The following is a 16,547-nucleotide window of genomic DNA, read 5'->3' as shown; positions in this document are numbered from 1 at the left end:
ACCTGCTGCCCGCGGATCGGCGATGAGTCGCGTGCCGAGGGACATGAGATGTTGCCCTGGGGGTGGCTGCGTCAGGCTCCTCGCTGGAGGGGCAATCCATTTCCTGGTGCATACGTCATGTCCGTCGGTACGCCTATGGTCGGCGTACGTTCCGGCATGTGAGCCCTGTGGCTCAGTTCTTCAGGGGTTTGCGCATGATGCGTTCTCGGGCTTTTCCGTCGGGCATGAGGTCGCCTGGTTCGTCGGTGTCCTGGTAGCCGCTGCGGGTGTAGAGGGCGTGCGCCTTTTCGTTGCCTTCGACAACTGAAAGTATGAGGGTGTGGGAGCCGGCGGCTCGGGCCGCGGACTCGATGCGGGCCAGCAGGGCGTCGCCGACGCCTTGGCCTCGGCCGGATGGGGCGATCCACATCGAGATGAGGGCGGTGACGCCGGGTTCGGTGTCGTCGGGGACGCCGGTGGCCATGCCGATCGGGGTGCCGTCGAGGACGGCGATCAGGTTGAGTGAGCCGGGGAGTTCGAGGCGGGCGCGCCAGCGGCTTTCCTCGGCGTCCACCCAGTCGGCGAGTTGGGAGCCGAAGGCGAACGGGGCGTCGGCGAGTGCTGCCAAGCGCAGTTCGCGCCAGAGCTTCCAGTCGTCCGGAGTGAGTTCAAGAAGTTCGATCACGCCGACAGCCTCGTCGCCCCCGGGGTCGGCAAGCAACCGGTTTGACCGGCCGGCGGGGGAGGGGGTTGCCCGCCGGCGGGTCAGCTGAAGATACGGCCGCCGGCGGCCAGTTGTCACTAGCTGGAGTTACTCAACTACAGAACTCGGTTTGCGGATCCAGGTCATCGCCGGCGGCAGCCAGTAGAACGGGATCAGGACGGCGAAGACGGCGAGGCCGAGGACCGGTACGACGGCGCCGAGCAGCGTGCCCACGCCGTACAGGATGGGGCCGAGATAGAAGCGATGGGCGATCGCCTTCGCCTCGGCCGGGGTGATGCTGGGGCCGAGCAGCCGGTGGTTGCGCCGGGCGTACTCCCAGATCGCGTTGAACGGGAAACCGCCGGCCACCAGCACCACGCCGTACAGGACGACGGCTGTCCGTTCGGACTCGCCGTCGCGGAAGGCGGCGGCTAGCACGCCCGCACTGAACGGGATGAAGACGACCAGCATCAGCAGCAGCGTGTTGAGGAACAGCAACATCCGGTCGGCGGTCTGGATGTGGTCGAACATCGCATGGTGGTTCGCCCAGATCAGCCCGATCACCAGGAAGCTGATCACGAATCCCAGGTACGACGGCCAGAGGTGGCCCAGCGAGGACAGCAGATGACTGGTGTCCTCCGGCACCTTGATCTCGATGATCAACAAGGTGATCGCAATCGCGAACACCCCGTCGCTGAAGGCTTCCAGGCGCGCCGTTTTCACGGCCAGACCCTAACTCAGGGCCCGGTCGGTGCTCAGCGAATTTTGGAGGAGACCCAGTCGCGGACCCCGCCGAGGCCCTCGCTCATGTCGCGGAGGAGTTTGGCGAGCGGGTCCTGCGAGCGGGCGAAGGCTTCGGAGTACGACTTGGCCGCGTTCTTCGCCTCCTGCGACATCGACGCGTCGCCGTCCTCCTGGCGCTTCGGGTAGCTGCCGGAGACGATCGCCGTGTACTCACCCTCGTCGACCCAGCGGCGCAGCTCGTGCGCCCGTACGACGGCCAGCGGGTGCGTCGCCGCCTCGAGCAGCAGTAGCTTGAGCACGCTGTCGCGCAGGTCGCCGGCGCTCTCGTACTCCGTGCCCTGCGCCAGGAACGCGGTGGTGTCCAGCTCCTCAAGCTGCCCACCGCTGGCCAGCTTCATCTGGACGCGCAGCGCAGCAGCGGGATCCTGTACTGCGAGCAGGCCGGCCCGGTCGCCGGACAGCTCCGCCTTGCGCGCCCACTCGTGCAGCGCGGCGATGATCGCACGCAGGCCGAGTGCGCCGATCGGCATCCAGTTCAGCGCTCCGGTCAGCCGCATCAGCCAGAACAGCAGCGACTGGTAGAGCGCGTGCCCGCTCTGGGCGTGGCCGAGCTCGTGGCCGAGGACGAACCGCAGTTCCTCGTCGTCGAGGCCCTTCACCAGCGCGCTGTTCAGCACGATGAACGGCTTGTCCATGCCGATCGTGACGGCGTTCCACATCGGGAAGTTGGTGATGTACAGCTCGGGCAGGTCCCGGACGTCGAGCGTGGTCGCCGCCTCGGTGAAGAGCCGGTGCACCTTCGGGAACTGCCGCTCGTCGACCCGGATCGCCGACCCGAGGAACTGAAGCCGGAAGGCCCGCTCGTTGATCAGCCCGGACATCTTGCGGAGGACGAAGTCGAACCCCTTGAGCTGTCGCAGGGCCACCAGTGCGCCGCGGTCCGCCGGGTGCTCCCAGGCGCGCGAGCTGATGTCGGTGAGCGTAACCCTGGTCCTGGTCGGCCGCTCGTCGTTCTCGGTCATCATTCCCCCACAAGTCGACGTGTGCCCCCCAAGGTAGCTCGGATCGGGGTCTGGTCGAGTTTGGTCGAGCTGCTCGCTGTGGATAACCGCAGGGCACACGCTGGATGGGTCAAGTCTCCTACCGCCCTATGGAGGACCCGATGTTCAGACCAGCCCTTGGTGTGGCCGTTGCTCTGGCCGCGCTGACTATCGCGCCGGCGTTGAGCGCTAGCGCAGTACAAGATCCAGCTCCGGCTCCGTCGAGTTATGAGGCGCAGCGGGCCGCAGTACCGGCTGCTAAGGCTGCTGCTGTGCGAGCGCAGGTTGCTGCGGCTGAACGGCCGTTGCTGCGGGTGCCGTTCCGGTGTGGGGAGACCTGGTCCGGTGCCAGCCGGGTCGGGCACAGTCCTTCGTACTACGCCGTCGACCTCAACTGGGGTTCCGGCAGCGACGATCTCGGGAAGCCGGTCAAGACGAGCGCGGCCGGGACCGTGGTGCGCTCGGCGTATGACGCCGGCGGCTACGGCAACTACATCGAGATCGCCCACGGAGACGGGTGGCACACGCTCTACGCGCACCTGCAGGATCGTGGGGTGGCAGTGAACGACCACGTCACCGACAGTTCGCAGATCGGCCATGTGGGTGGCACCGGCAACGTCACGGCGCCGCACCTGCACTACGAGCAGATCAAGGACGGCGTAGTGGTGGCTGCCAAGTTCGGCACCAGCACCTGGGTCGCCTACCCAGGCCCCGCGGGCTACACCAGGACGCGCGACTGCTGACGCCAACCCGGCACGGTAGCGCTAGCCTGACCGAATGAGTGAGGTTCACGGGGTCAGCAAGCCGCTACCGTGCCGGGAGGTCGACCGGCGCGACGACAAGGAACGGGCCTGGGTGTCGGAGGCGATCCGGATCGTCGACGCGGACGCCAACCGCAGTGCGGACACCCATCTGCACGTGTTCCCGATGCCGGAGCTGGTCGGCGTCGACCTGTACTTGAAGGACGAGTCGGTGCACCCGACCGGCTCGCTGAAGCACCGGCTGGCCCGGTCCCTGTTCCTCTACGCGCTCTGCAACGGCTGGATCCGCGAGGGCACCACGGTGATCGAGGCCTCCAGCGGCTCCACCGCGGTCAGCGAGGCGTACTTCGCGCGGCTGCTCGGGCTCCCGTTCGTCGCGGTGATGCCCCGGTCGACCAGCCAGGAGAAGGTCGATCTGATCGAGTTCTACGGCGGCACCTGCCACATGGTCGAGCGCTCCGGGCAGATCTACGGCGAGGCCAAGCGGCTGGCCGAGGAGACCGGCGGCCACTACATGGACCAGTTCACGTACGCCGAACGCGCCACCGACTGGCGCGGGAACAACAACATCGCCGAGTCGATCTTCGGCCAGCTCGCGCTGGAGCAGCACCCGATCCCGTCCTGGATCGTGGTCGGCGCGGGAACCGGCGGTACCTCGGCCACCATCGGCCGATATGTGCGCTACCAGCGGCACGACACCTCCGTTGCGGTCGTCGACCCGGAGAACTCGGCCTTCTTCCCGGCCTTCGAGTCCGGCGACGGCGACTTCGCGACCGGGCGGCCGTCCCGGATCGAGGGGATCGGCCGGCCGCGGGTGGAGCCCTCGTTCGTGCTCGGGGTGGTGGACCGGATGATCGCCGTACCGGATGCCGCCTCGATCGCGGCGATGCGGTTCTGTTCGAAGGTGCTCGGCCGTCTGGTCGGTGGATCGACCGGGACGAACCTGTGGGGCTCGCTGCGGCTGGCGGCCGAGATGCGGCGTACCGGCGTTCGCGGGAGCATCGTGACGCTGCTCTGCGACGGCGGGGAGCGCTACAGCGAGACGTACTACGACGACGAGTGGCTCAAGCGGAACGGGATCGACCTGGCGCCGTACGCCGAGACGCTGGAAGGCTTCGCCAGCACTGGTCGCTGGCGGGAGCCGGTGCGCTAGCCGCCGATGGCGAGACCCACAGCGAGGCCGACGGCGTAGAGCAGTTCGGTCAGGCCGGTGCCCTGCAGGACCGGGATCAGTGCGGGGCCGACAGCATCGCTGAGGACCACCTTGATCGACCTGAAGGCCAGTGGTGCCGCTATGAAGGCCAGGAGTGCCCAGGGAGTCGCTGCGACGGACCAGACTGCCATGGCGAACGCCAGGAGAACGAGGATCCCGTAGAGCTTCCGGGAGTTTGACGCGCCCAGTACTACGGCTAGCGTGCGCTTGCCGGTGACGGAGTCGGTGGGGATGTCGCGCAGGTTGTTGGCGACCAGTAGCGCACAGGCGATCGACCCGATGGCTACAGCTCCCGCGAAGGCGGTCCAGCTGAGCTTCTCGGCTTGCACGTACGTAGTACCGAGCACTGCGACCAGGCCGAAGAAGAGGAAGACGCTGACTTCACCTAGCGCGCGGTAGCCGTACGGCTTCTTGCCGCCGGTGTAGAACCAGGCTGCAGTGACTGAGGCGGCTCCGGCGATCAGTAGCCACCAGCTGGAGGTGGCACAGAGGATGACTCCGAGCACCGCGCCGATGCCGAAGCAGATGAATGCTGCTGCTTTCACCTGGGAAGGGCTGGCGACTTTGGAGCCGACTAGGCGGAGCGGGCCGACGCGGTTCTCGTCGGTGCCGCGGATGCCGTCGGAGTAGTCGTTGGCGTAGTTGACGCCGATCTGGAGGGCGAGGCCGACTCCGAGCGCCAGCAGAGCCTTCCACCACACGAAGGCGTCGAGGTAGGCGGCGGCGCCGGTACCGACGAGCACCGGGGCGACGGCAGCGGGCAGCGTGCGCGGGCGAGCGCCTTCGATCCACTGGGCAGGGGTGGCCATGAGCAACAAGTCTGTCAGCTCACTAGTAGACGCCTGCAGGCGGTACAGGCTGCGGGCAGGTGCGGGTCGCGCCGTACGCTCGGAGGAGATGACTACGGCGGCGGAAGGAAGGCAAAGGGTGTTACGGCTGGTTCCTGGCACCCCGGATGCCGTGTTGCCCGCGTTGGCGGCCGTGCTGGACGGAACCGGTACGCCGTTCGCCCCGGTTCCGGCCGACCCGGCCTCGGCTGAGCGGGTCAAGCTGGCAGTAGCCCCGGACGAGCCGGTTGACGACGACTGCGCGGTGATCCTGACGACCTCCGGTACCTCAGGCGAGCCGAAGGGCGTGATGCTGTCGCGTGAAGCCCTGGTCGCCTCAGCCACCGCCACGCACGAGCGACTCGGCGGACCCGGGCAGTGGCTGCTGCCGATGCAGCCGTACTTCGTGGGTGGGCTGCAGGTACTCACGCGCTCCCTACTCGCTGGCTACGCGCCGGTGATCGCCTGGGAGTACCCGTCGCTGGCGGCCGGTGCTGCCGCGATGACTGGTTCACGGCGCTACACGGCGATGGTGCCGACCCAGCTCGCGCGGTATCTCGACAACGAGTTGGATGCGCTGCGGAGCTTCGACGCGATTGTGATCGGCGGGGCGCCGATGTCGGTGTCGCTGAAGGAGCGGGTTCGCGCAGCCGGAGTCGCCGCGATACCGGCGTACGGGATGACGGAGACCGGCAGCGGCTGCTTCTATGCGGGCGAGCCGTTGGCGGGGACGGCTGCGCGGCTGGAGGGGGAGCGGATTCTGATCAGCGGGCCGACCTTGTTCTCCGGGTATCGGCTGCGGCCGGAGCTGACTGCCGAGGTGCTGCGGGACGGGTGGTTCTGGACGCAGGATCGCGGGCGGTTGGTGGATGACCGGCTGCAGGTGATCGGGCGGTTGGACGACGTGGTGATCTCTGGCGGCGTGAACGTGACGCTGACCGCCGTACAGGCTCGGCTGCTGGAGCATTCTTCGGTTCAGGACGCCGTTGTGCTTGGGGTGCCTGATGCCGAGTGGGGTAGCCGGGTGGTGGCGTTCGTGGTCGGTGACGTTGGGCTGGAGGAGTTGCGGGACTTCGTGGCGGAGGTGTTGCCGCGGACCTGGGCGCCGCGGGACGTGGTTCCGCTCGGCGCGTTGCCGATGCTTGCCTCGGGCAAGGTTGATCGGCAGGCGTTGCTGGAGGGTGTGCGGTGATCACCTTTGCGATCGAGCTGAAGAACCGCTTCCGCGGGATCACTGTCCGTGAGGGGATGTTGTTCGAGGGACCGGCCGGGTGGGCCGAGTGGAGTCCGTTCCTCGACTACGACGACGCTACTTGTGTTGCCTGGCTCAGGGCCGCCCGCGAAGCGGCTGTGGACGGGTGGCCGGAGCCGGTGCGTTCCGTAGTGCCGGTGAACTGCACTGTGCCCGCTATCGGTCCGGAGAAGGCTGCGGAGATCGTCAGGGCCTCTGGGTGTCGCACTGCCAAGGTGAAGGTTGCCGAGCCTGGGCAGACGTTGGCCGACGACATGGAGCGGGTTGAGGCTGTCAGCGACGCCATTGGTGCGTCGGGCCGGGTTCGGATCGACGCGAACGGGGCTTGGTCGGTCGACGAGGCGCTGCGCTGCTTGAAGGAGTTGGCGCGGTTCGACTTGGAGTATGTGGAGCAGCCGTGTGCTGCTGTGGAAGACCTGGCTGCCGTACGCCGGCGTACGGACGTGCTGGTGGCGGCAGACGAGTCCATCCGCCGGGCCGAGGATCCCTTGCTGGTAAGGAAGTTGGAGGCGGCCGACATCGCAGTACTGAAGGTGCAGCCTATCGGTGGAGTCCGGGCGTGCCTGGAGATCGCTGAGCAGATAGGGCTGCCTGTGGTGGTGTCGTCGGCGCTGGAGACGTCTGTGGGAATCGCTGCTGGAGTGGCGTTGGCAGCGGCGTTGCCGGAGCTTCCGTATGCGTGCGGGCTGGGCACTGTTTCTATGTTCACCTCTGAGGTCGTTGACTCACCGCTGCTGCCGGTGGATGGCTACTTGCCCGTCGGACGGGTGCATCCTTCGTTGGAGTTGCCTACTGCTTCGCCAGAGATCACTGCTGCTTGGGAAGCCCGGTATGCCCGGGTGGAGAACCTCCTGAAGGGGAGTGTGCGATGAACCCGTCCACGGCGTTCGCGACTGTGGTGGTCGACGAGTTGATCAAGCTGGGTGTGCGCGAGGCCGTGCTGGCACCAGGTTCGCGCAGTGCGCCGCTGGCGTTGGCCCTGGCCGCTGCGGACCGCGAGGGGCGGCTGCGGTTGCACGTGCGGATCGATGAACGTACTGCGGGGTTCCTGGCGATCGGGTTGATTCGCGGGACCGGGCTGCCGGTGCCGGTGGTCACAACGTCCGGTACTGCGGTCGTCAACCTGCACCCTGCTGTTCTCGAGGCATCGCACAGTGGACTGCCGTTGATCGTGCTGAGTGCGGACCGGCCGCCGGAGTTGCGGGGGAGCGGGGCGAACCAGACGACAGACCAGATCAAGGTGTTCGGGTCTGCCGTGCGGTTGTTCCACGAGGTCGGTACGCCTCGTCGTGAGGTTGGGCAGGTGGCCTACTGGCGTTCTACTGTCGACCGGGCGGTGTCTGCTGCTGTTGGAGCTCGTACTGCGGACCCCGGGCCGGTGCAGCTGAACTGTGCGCTGGCTGAACCGCTGGTGCCTGGGGACGAACCTGAGTGGCCGGAGTCGCTTGACGGACGTAGCGGTCCGTGGACGAGTGTTCACGCGGGTGCTGCGGAGCCGACTGCTGTTGCTGCTGGGCCGAAGACGGTTGTGGTCGCCGGGGATGGTGCTTCGCAGGCTGCGCGGCTTGCGGCCGAGGCGGGGAGGTGGCCGCTGTTCGCGGAGCCGTCCAGTCGGGCGCGAACCGGGCCGGCCGTGATCTCGGCGTACCGATTGTTGCTGTCGGCATCGTCTTTGGCGGATGAGATCGAGCGGGTGCTGGTGTTCGGGCATCCGACGCTGTCGCGGCCGGTGTCGAAGCTGCTGGCACGTGCTGACGTCGAGGTGGTCGTGGTCGCGCCGACTGGGTTGTGGCCGGACGCTGGGCGTCGCGCTGCTGCTGTGGTCACTGGGCTCGAGGTGACCAAGGCCGACTCCTCGGATTGGCTTGCTCGCTGGCAGCACGCGGACCAGCTGGCCCGCCCGGCTCTCGACAAGGTGCTGGCCGATGGGCTGACCGGACCTGCCATCGCGGCGATCGTGGCCGAGGCGGTCGGCGCCGACGGCATGCTGGTGGTCGCGTCGTCGAATTCCGTGCGCGACCTGGACCTGGCGCCCGTCGTACCGATCCGCACGGTCGCGAACCGCGGCCTCGCCGGCATCGACGGCACGCTGTCGACCGCGGTCGGAGCTGCCCTCGCCAACGCGGGCGCAACGCACGCCCTGGTTGGCGATCTGGCCTTCCTGCATGACTTCAACGGCCTGATCATCGGCCCTGCCGAGCCGCGCCCCGACCTGCGCATCGTCGTCATCAACGACAACGGCGGCGGCATCTTCTCCACCTTGGAACAAGGCTCGGACGCCCACACCACCCACTTCGACCGAGTCTTCGGCACCCCCCACAACGCCAACCTCGCCGCCCTCTGCGCCGGCGCCAACATCCCCCACCAACTAGTAGAAACCCAAGACGCCCTCCGCGCCGCCCTGACCCCCACCGTCGCCGGCATCACCGTCATAGAAGCCCCCCTCAACCGCACCACCCACCGCGACCTGGCTGCTGCCCTCGCCGCCGCCACTCAGCAGGCGCTCACCCAGCCCTGAGCGGGTTATCCACAGGTGCGCTCCCGCCGACCGGCAGCGTCGCGGTCAGCTGGCTAGGCTCGACGTGCGCGAAGCGAAACCCTTTGAGGCAAAGAAAAGGCCCCGGGGGGTTTCCCTGGCCGAAGCCGGTACGCCGTGATTCCCGGGGCACTCACTGATCTCCAAAGTAACCCATCGCCGCCGCGCTGCCAAACCCCACCTACTGGACACCTGGACGGCGTCGTGACACGACAGAGCTGGACCATGGAAGACCTGCTCTCGCGAGCACGCCTGCGCCCGTATCTCGCCGCGGCCGGTGGTGACACCCACAACGGGCTGCGCCTCTACACCTGGAACTCCGAGATCAGCGGAGCCTTCTACGAGTCCCTGCACTACGTAGAGATCGGTCTGCGGAACGCGATGGATCGCCAACTGACCCGCTGGGCGATCGTGCAGGGTGCACGGCGACCCTGGTACCTCGAGCCGGCGATCAACTTGACACCCTCGACCCGGCGCAGGATCACGGTTGCCCGGGCGAACGCCACCCAGGGGCGAACGGTGGAGATCCACGGCAAGGTGGTCGCCGAGTTGACCTTCGGATTCTGGTGGTCGCTGCTGGCGGACGAGTACAACCGCCGGCTCTGGCAGCCCTGTCTGCGGGGTGCGTTCGACGGTTCGGTCCGGCGGGCACATCTGCATTCCGAGTTGAACGAGTTGCGTCTGCTGCGGAATCGGATCGCTCATCATGAGCCGATCCACCGGCTTGATCTCGGGAAGGTCTATGAGCGGATGGTCGATGTCGCTGAGCGGATTTCTCCGCTGTTAGGGGCACGAATCGAGTCGACCAGCAGGGTGCCTTCTCTGATCGGCGACCGGCCCCTGGCGGGGGTCTGAGGTTGCATGGTGTGGATTCGGCCTAGGAGGGTGGCTAGGACTACTAGGACTAGGGAGGTGGTGACGAGGATGGGGATTGCGGCGCCGCGGAGCGAGGAGTTGAGGGGGGCGGCGATGGTGAGGATGGTGCTGACGCCGATGAGGGCGGTGGTGAGGCGGCGGCCGGGGCGGGCTACGGCTAAGAACGGTAGGCACCAGACGAAGTACCAGTCGTGAGCTGTGGGGCCCAGGAGAACGACTGCTAGTAAGGCGATTCCTACTGCTCTGGCTGCGTTGTGGATCGAGGAGCGTAGGCCTAGGACTGCGATCAAGCCTAGAGCGGTGAGCATGCCTACTAGGCGGACCAGCTGGAGCGCCTGTTTGGCGGCGGTGTCTTCGCCTAGCCAGCTGAGGACGCCTGCGGCGCCTAGCCCGATGAGGTTGGCGATCGATAGTGGAGAGCGGACCAGGCCTGGTACGTCCAGGGCGCTCAGCCACCCCGAGCCGACGCCTACTAGTTCACCGATTGTTGCGAGGGTTACTACGGCTACTACGCCGGCTATGGCGAGACTGGCCAGTCGTAGGCGAGGGCGCGCCAGTGGGCTCATCACTGCAGCGATAGCGATCACCACTAGACCACCAGGGAGCTTCACGGCTGCGGCAGTTCCAGCAAGGACTGCAGCGGTTCCCCAGTGACCAGTGAGAGCGACAGCGAAGGCAGCACAGACGACACCGAGCATCAGTACGTCGTTGTGGGCGGCACCGAGGCCGTGTGTGATCAGCACCGGGTTGGCGACCACCAGCCAAGTTGCAACGCGCGGGTCAACCCGGCAGGCCGTAGCGAGTCGCGGTACTGCCCAGGCGATGAGCACGATGCCCAGCAACGCCAGTGCCCGGTGCGCGAGCATCAGGAGATACGGGTCCATCGTCAGGCGCGCCATCAACCCGCCGTACGCGAGAGGGATCGGCCCGTACGGCGCAGGAGTCGCCATCCACATCGGATCGACTGCCTCGACGATGTGGCCGGTCAGGGCACCCGGCCCCACGGCGTACGGATCGAAACCCTTCGCGACGAGTGCACCCTGCGCCGCATAGCTCCAGGCGTCCCTGCTGAACAGTGGCGGAGCCAGGAGCAGTGGTGCACTCCAGGCGATCACTAGCGGAGTCATGCGATGCCGTACGCCGGCCAGGACCTCCCGGCCTACCGCTAGCCACGCCCACACCATCAGCCCGAGCCCGGCGACCATGAACGTCAGCCCGGTCATCCGTCCGGCCAGTGTGGAGCGCAGCGCACTAGCGATCGGCAGCGAAGCCACCCACGACGACTCCGGTACTACGGACGTGACCAGCGAGGCCAGCGCCACGATGCACGCGCCCACCGCACCACGGATCAAGGGCGACGGTAGACGCATGCATCTGACGCTAGGACTCCCCGGCGACGCCTCGATGAACAGGCGCTTATGCAGGAGCGTCAGTGGCTAGGCGGATTCCTTGCGGAAGGTTCGAGCTCCAACCGTCAGGCCGATGATTGTCAGCAGGACTACCCAGAACAGGCCCCACAGGGACGAGCTGCTGTTGATGTCCCCGCGGAAGAGCGCCCGTACGCCGGTGACCACGTGCTTCAGCGGACTGATGTCGGAGAGGCGCTGCAACCACGTCGGGCCGATCTGCATCGGCAGCAGGATGCCGGACAGCAGGAGCAGTGGCATCGCGATCCCGTTCAGCAGCGGCGCCAGGGCGTCCTCGCTCTTGGTGATGAGCGCGACGGAGTACGACAGGGACGCGAAGGTCGCGCCGAGCAGGGCCACGATCACCAGCGACAGCAGCACTCCGCCCAAGGGGGCACGCAGACCCATCGGGATGGAGACGACCAGCAGCAGGATCGACTGGACGACCAGGACCACGACATCCCGTAGTACGCGGCCTGCCATCAATGCCATCCGGGACGCCGGGGTCACGCGGTCGGCCTCGATCACGCCGGCCCGGTACTCCGCGATCAGGCCGAAGCCGACGAACATCGCGCCGAACATGCCGAGCTGGACGATCAGGCCGGGAATGAACACCTGGTAGGCGTTCGTGGTCTCGCCCTGGCTGATCTGTGCGGTGATCGGCTTCAGCAGCGGGCCGAACAGGAACAGGTACATCAACGGCTGGCTGAGCATCAGGATCGACCACATCGGGTTGCGCAGCGACAGCCGCATCGCGCGGTTGAAGACGATCCAGGTCTCCTGCAGGGTTCTCATGCCGCGGTCTCCTTCTCAGCCGGTACGGCGGTGTCCTCGTCGCGCAGGGAGCGGCCGGTCATTGTCAGGAAGACGTCGTCCAGCGTCGGCCGGTGCACCTCGACCCCGTGCAACTCGATGCCCTGGGCATCGATCGCTCGCAGCAGACCCGGTAGCACCGAACCGCCGTTCGGGATCCGGAACGCGACCACGTCACCGTCGGTCTCGACGGCGACCGCGCCGGGGAGTTCCTCGACGATCTTGGTGACGGCGGGCGCCTGGGTGGTGTCCGCGAGGCCGAGCCGTACGCCGTCGCCGGAGACCTGCTGCTTCAGCTCCTCGGGCTTGCCGGCGGCAACGATCTTGCCGTGGTCGATGACCAGGATCCGGTCGCAGAGCGCGTCGGCCTCGTCCAGGTAGTGGGTGGTGAGGAAGATCGTGGCGCCGCGTTCGCGGAGGTGGCGGATGTGCTGCCAGAGATTGGCTCTCGCCTGCGGGTCGAGGCCGGTGGTCGGCTCGTCGAGGAAGATCAGCTTGGGGTCGTGGATCAGGCCCATCACGATGTCGAGGCGGCGGCGCTGACCGCCCGACAAGGTCTTGCATTGGCGGCGCCAGAGGCCGGGCAGGTCAAGCTCCTCGAACAGTCGTTGGCCGTCGGCAACGGCCTGCTTCTTGCTCACGCCGTACAAGCGGGCGTGGTCGACGACCTCGTCGCCCGCGATCGCCTCGGGCAGGGTGGAACCGCTCTGGGAGACGTAGCCGATGCGGCGGCGGACGCCGACCGGGTCCTGGGCGAGGTCGCAACCGGCGACGGTCGCGGAGCCGCTGGTCGGCTTGATCAGGGTCGCGAGCATCCGCATCGTGGTGGTCTTGCCGGCGCCGTTCGGGCCGAGGAAGCCGACGATCTCTCCGTCGGCGACGTTCAGGTCTACCCCCTGCACGGCGTTCACCGGGCCGCGCTTGGTCTTGAAGGTGCGGACGAGCCCGCGAGCTTCGATCATCATGCGCCCAGTCTGGCCCGTCAACATTGACTAGTCAATGTTGATTAAAGATCAAACAGCTGGGCCAGCTCCGGTGGTGGGCCTCAGGGAAAGCGGTGCGGAGAGGGGGTGAGCCGGACGGGTGGTGGGTGTTGGGGAAGGCGGTGCGGGCTGAGTCCGGTGTAAGCGAGGGAAGGCGCGGTGCGGGGAGGAGTTGAGTCGGTTTGGGTTATCCCCTCAAACTGTGGGTTGTCCGCTGGTATCCACGCAGGCAACCCACAGTTTCAGGGGACAACCGCCGAAGGTGTGGGTTGGCTGGTCCCGGGTTCAGTTGGGGGGTTCGGGGATTGTTTGCCAGTGGTCGACCATGGCGGGGGTGGGGTCCCAGTCGGGGGGTTCGCCGGCGAAGGAGTAGGCGCCGGTGATGATCCGGGAGTGGAAGGCACGGGTCCATTCGAGCTCGCCGCGGTCGCGGGCGGCCGCGATCCGGAACATCTCGACGACATGGTTCGGGGTGGCGGGGTCTTCCTCGATCTGGCGTTCGGAGAACGGCTCCGCCTTGGCGAGTTGTTCGAGCTGGACGATCCGCGACTCGAGCGCCGCGATCACCTCGTCCCGCCGCAGCGACCACATGAAGCTGAGCGCGGCCTGCATCTGATCCGGCCGGAACCCGTCGACGCTCCACAGCGCCTTCCGCAGCAGCGTGAAGTACTCGCTCTCGCCGTCATGCGTCAGCTTGTACGACGTACGCCCGGGCTTGTTGCCGGGACCTTCCTCGATCTCCGCCAGCAACCCGTGCTTGGCCAGCGTGCGCAGCCCGGTGTAGATCGAGCCGGGGTTGATGTTCGCCCACTCCTGCACGTTCCAGGTCAGCAACTCGCGACGCAACTGATAGCCGTACGCCGGCTGGAAGATCCGGACGACCCCGAGAAGCAGCAACCGCGTGGTGGACATGGTCGCAGTGTAAATCGGCTGACCGGCCGACCGGTGCTGGCGTAACCTCGCTGCGCATGGACCTTCGTGTGACCACCGATCCGGCCGAATTCCAGGCGATCGCCTTTCCCTTCCTGGAACGCGATCCGGTGCTGCACACGATCATCATGAGCAACGTCGCCGAGCGCGCCGCCGGAACCTACCGCGAGGAAGACGAACTCGGGTACTACGTGTCGGTCCACGACTCTGCTGGCGCCGTGATCGGTGCCGCGATGCGCACCCAGAACCGCCCGGTCTACCTGGGCACTCTCCCGGCCGAGCTCGCCGAGCCGATCGCGGACGCCTACCTCGAAGTACTCCCGCATCTCAATGGCGTCGCAGGTGACCGCCCCGCGGCAGCCGCCTTCGCCAAGCGGTGGTCCGATGCGCGCGGCGCCACCGCGATCGAGACCAAAGGCACCCGCCTGCACAAGCTCGGCGAACTGACCAAGCTCGAAGCGCCAGGTGCTCCGCGCCTGATGGCAGCCGACGAGGTGGAGATGGTCGCCGCGTGGAGCCACGACGGTTTCGGGGACGAGTTCGGCGAGCCCGACCTGGAGTGGGCGCGGAACCAGTTGGGCAGCGGCCGGATGTGGATCTGGGAGGTCGACGGTACGCCGGTCAGCATGGTCGGCTACCACCAGGCACTCTTCGGCGTCTGCCGCGTCGGCCCCGTCTACACCCCGCCCGAGCACCGCCGCAACGGCTATGCGGGTGCCCTCACCGCCTTCGTCTCCGCCGAGATCCTTGCCGCCGGCAACCAGGCGTGCCTCTACACCGACCTCGCCAACCCGACCTCGAACAAGATCTACTTCCAGCTCGGCTACCGCCCGGTCGCCGACTTCGTCGACTTCACCTTCACCTCATGAAGATCCGCACGACCGCCGATCCAGTGGGATTCAAGGCTGCCGTCTTTCCCTTCCTGGCCAAGGATCCGGTGCTCAACACCACGGTTCTGAGCACTGTTCAGGGGCGGATCGAGGGGATCATGGAGGATCCCGAGCCGCCGATATACGTCTCGCTCCATGACGGTGGTGCGGTGATCGGGGCCGTTGTCTGGACCGCGTTGCGCGGCATCGTGATGGGCGTGCTCGACGACGACCTGGTCCCGCCGCTCGTCGACGCACTGGCTGACCTGATCCCCACTGCCGATTCGGTGGAAGGTACGGCAACCGCAGCGCCGCTTTTCGCCGAGCTGTTCGCCGCTCGGGCCGGAAAGTCCTTCCGCAAGCTCCGGGGCACCCGGTTGCACCAACTCGACGTCTTCATCGACCAGAAGGCCTCCGGTACTGCGCGGTTGGCGACCCGGACCGATCTCGAGGTCACGGCCAAGCTGTCCCACGGCTACAGCCTCGCGCTCGGGTACGAGTCGTCGCCGGCCATCGCGGAGAACTGGGCGCGGGGCCGGATCGATCTCGGGCGACTCTGGCTCTGGGAATACAACGGGCAGACGGTCAGCCTCGTCGGCCGGCAGAACGAGGCGTTCGGGGCGACCCGGATCGGCCCGGTCTACACGCCGCCCGAGTTTCGCGGTCACGGCTACGCGAGCGCGCTGACGGCCCGCGTCACTCAGGAGATCCTCTCCACCGGCTCGAAGGCGTGCCTCTTCACCGATCTCGCGAATCCCACCTCGAACAAGATCTACGCCGCCATCGGCTACCGCCCGGTCGCCGACTTCCTCGGCTTCGGCTTCAGCTGATGACGACCGTTGTTACCGACGACGTGAGCGAGTTCCGCCGGACTGTACTCCCTTATCTGCAAAGGGATCCGATCCGAAATGCAGTGCTGCTCGAAGAGCTTGCTGAAGGCAACAAGCAGGGGACTTTCGTTGCCGTGATCGATGCTGACGAGGTCGTCGGCGCCGTCCTCAGCACGCCCCGGCGAGGGATCCGCCTCGGCGACCTGGCGCCCAAGTACGTGGAAGAGGTTGTCGGGACGGTCGTCGGGCAGTCGGTCGAAGGACTCCCTGACACTGCCGCCGACTTTGCGGATCGTTGGCCGGGTGAGTCCGCCCCCGCCGGCGGCGTTCGCCTTTACCGCTTGAGGAATCTCCGGCCACGAAGTGCGGTTGGATCGGCAAGAGTTGCCAAACGCAACGATCTCGACACGATTGCCAGCTGGATCGAGCAGATGGTGCTGGAAGCGGGCGATCCGCCGGTCGATGGTCGTGCCTGGGCAGCACGGCAGGCTGAACGCCTCTGGTTGTGGGAGATCGATGGCGAACCGGTGAGCCTGGCTGGCCGGCGTACGACGATCGAGGGCGTCACCCGGATCGGACCGATCTACACCTCACCCGAGTTCCGGCGTCACGGCTACGGTGCCGCGCTCACTTCGCATCTTTGTTCCGTACTCCGTGACGCGGGCTCCGAAGTCTGTCTGCGCACCGACTTGGCCAACCCGGCTTCGCACAGCATCTACCAGGCCATCGGCTTCGAGCCTGTCGTGGACTACCACCGCTACACGTTGAGCCAATAGTGGAGAGTT

Annotated in this window: 17 protein-coding genes; 9 read left to right on the top strand and 8 right to left on the bottom strand. The window is 67.0% G+C overall.

The window, feature by feature from the left end; genetic code table 11:
• Positions 1 to 172: 172 nt before the first annotated feature.
• The 3 genes from ABZ004_RS03745 to ABZ004_RS03735 form a co-directional block, all read right to left on the bottom strand.
• Complete coding sequence (locus ABZ004_RS03745; RefSeq protein WP_355678200.1) at positions 173 to 664, bottom strand: GNAT family N-acetyltransferase; 492 nt, start codon at positions 662 to 664, stop codon at positions 173 to 175.
• 126 nt (positions 665 to 790) lie between these two features.
• Positions 791 to 1,405 (bottom strand): TMEM175 family protein, encoded by a 615-nt coding sequence (locus tag ABZ004_RS03740; RefSeq protein WP_355678199.1) that lies wholly within the window; start codon positions 1,403 to 1,405, stop codon positions 791 to 793.
• A gap of 32 nt (positions 1,406 to 1,437) precedes the next feature.
• On the bottom strand, positions 1,438 to 2,448 hold the full coding sequence (locus ABZ004_RS03735) for a M48 family metallopeptidase (protein ID WP_355678198.1): 1,011 nt from the start codon (positions 2,446 to 2,448) through the stop codon (positions 1,438 to 1,440).
• Between the two features lie 140 nt (positions 2,449 to 2,588).
• On the opposite strand from ABZ004_RS03735, the gene ABZ004_RS03730 reads away from it, so the two are divergent.
• The gene (locus ABZ004_RS03730) at positions 2,589 to 3,209 is read left to right on the top strand and encodes a M23 family metallopeptidase (protein WP_355678197.1); all 621 of its coding nucleotides are present in this window, start codon (positions 2,589 to 2,591) and stop codon (positions 3,207 to 3,209) included.
• A 34-nt stretch (positions 3,210 to 3,243) separates the two neighbouring features.
• Positions 3,244 to 4,380, top strand: a complete 1,137-nt coding sequence (locus ABZ004_RS03725) for a PLP-dependent cysteine synthase family protein (protein ID WP_355678196.1) — start codon at positions 3,244 to 3,246, stop codon at positions 4,378 to 4,380.
• Here the strand turns inward: ABZ004_RS03725 and ABZ004_RS03720 are convergent.
• Positions 4,377 to 5,249 (bottom strand): 1,4-dihydroxy-2-naphthoate polyprenyltransferase, encoded by an 873-nt coding sequence (locus ABZ004_RS03720; protein ID WP_355678195.1) that lies wholly within the window; start codon positions 5,247 to 5,249, stop codon positions 4,377 to 4,379. The genes ABZ004_RS03725 and ABZ004_RS03720 overlap by 4 nt on opposite strands.
• A gap of 118 nt (positions 5,250 to 5,367) precedes the next feature.
• On the opposite strand from ABZ004_RS03720, the gene menE reads away from it, so the two are divergent.
• From menE to ABZ004_RS03700, 4 genes are all read left to right on the top strand, one after another.
• A complete protein-coding gene (gene menE / locus ABZ004_RS03715; protein WP_355678194.1) occupies positions 5,368 to 6,459 on the top strand; it encodes an o-succinylbenzoate--CoA ligase in 1,092 nt (363 codons plus the stop codon).
• A complete protein-coding gene (locus ABZ004_RS03710; protein WP_355678193.1) occupies positions 6,456 to 7,391 on the top strand; it encodes an o-succinylbenzoate synthase in 936 nt (311 codons plus the stop codon). The genes menE and ABZ004_RS03710 overlap by 4 nt, the downstream gene beginning before the upstream one ends.
• A complete protein-coding gene (gene menD, locus ABZ004_RS03705) occupies positions 7,388 to 9,037 on the top strand; it encodes a 2-succinyl-5-enolpyruvyl-6-hydroxy-3-cyclohexene-1-carboxylic-acid synthase (RefSeq protein WP_355678192.1) in 1,650 nt (549 codons plus the stop codon). Before ABZ004_RS03710 ends, menD begins: the two co-directional genes overlap by 4 nt.
• Before the next feature lie 222 nt (positions 9,038 to 9,259).
• The gene (locus ABZ004_RS03700) at positions 9,260 to 9,910 is read left to right on the top strand and encodes a hypothetical protein (protein WP_355678191.1); all 651 of its coding nucleotides are present in this window, start codon (positions 9,260 to 9,262) and stop codon (positions 9,908 to 9,910) included.
• Here ABZ004_RS03700 and mptB read toward each other — a convergent pair.
• From mptB to ABZ004_RS03680, 4 genes are all read right to left on the bottom strand, one after another.
• Complete coding sequence (gene mptB, locus ABZ004_RS03695; protein ID WP_355678190.1) at positions 9,796 to 11,301, bottom strand: polyprenol phosphomannose-dependent alpha 1,6 mannosyltransferase MptB; 1,506 nt, start codon at positions 11,299 to 11,301, stop codon at positions 9,796 to 9,798. The genes ABZ004_RS03700 and mptB overlap by 115 nt on opposite strands.
• A gap of 66 nt (positions 11,302 to 11,367) precedes the next feature.
• Positions 11,368 to 12,132, bottom strand: a complete 765-nt coding sequence (locus tag ABZ004_RS03690) for an ABC transporter permease (RefSeq protein ID WP_355678189.1) — start codon at positions 12,130 to 12,132, stop codon at positions 11,368 to 11,370.
• Positions 12,129 to 13,115, bottom strand: a complete 987-nt coding sequence (locus ABZ004_RS03685) for an ATP-binding cassette domain-containing protein (protein ID WP_355678188.1) — start codon at positions 13,113 to 13,115, stop codon at positions 12,129 to 12,131. The genes ABZ004_RS03690 and ABZ004_RS03685 overlap by 4 nt, the downstream gene beginning before the upstream one ends.
• A 303-nt stretch (positions 13,116 to 13,418) precedes the next feature.
• Complete coding sequence (locus ABZ004_RS03680; RefSeq protein WP_355678187.1) at positions 13,419 to 14,045, bottom strand: PadR family transcriptional regulator; 627 nt, start codon at positions 14,043 to 14,045, stop codon at positions 13,419 to 13,421.
• Positions 14,046 to 14,101: 56 nt separating this feature from the next.
• On the opposite strand from ABZ004_RS03680, the gene ABZ004_RS03675 reads away from it, so the two are divergent.
• Genes ABZ004_RS03675 through ABZ004_RS03665 form a run of 3 tightly spaced genes read left to right on the top strand, consistent with a single transcriptional unit; the run spans position 14,102 to position 16,538 of the window.
• On the top strand, positions 14,102 to 14,932 hold the full coding sequence (locus ABZ004_RS03675) for a GNAT family N-acetyltransferase (RefSeq protein ID WP_355678186.1): 831 nt from the start codon (positions 14,102 to 14,104) through the stop codon (positions 14,930 to 14,932).
• Entirely contained in the window at positions 14,929 to 15,762 is an 834-nt protein-coding gene (locus ABZ004_RS03670) for a GNAT family N-acetyltransferase (RefSeq protein WP_355678185.1), read from the top strand. Before ABZ004_RS03675 ends, ABZ004_RS03670 begins: the two co-directional genes overlap by 4 nt.
• Positions 15,762 to 16,538, top strand: a complete 777-nt coding sequence (locus tag ABZ004_RS03665; RefSeq protein WP_355678184.1) for a GNAT family N-acetyltransferase — start codon at positions 15,762 to 15,764, stop codon at positions 16,536 to 16,538. The genes ABZ004_RS03670 and ABZ004_RS03665 overlap by 1 nt, the downstream gene beginning before the upstream one ends.
• Positions 16,539 to 16,547: the final 9 nt, after the last annotated feature.

The sequence above is a fragment of the Kribbella sp. NPDC006257 genome (assembly GCF_040613535.1).
In the GTDB taxonomy this organism is placed as follows: domain Bacteria; phylum Actinomycetota; class Actinomycetes; order Propionibacteriales; family Kribbellaceae; genus Kribbella.
This window is presented reverse-complemented; position numbering and strand designations above follow the sequence as displayed.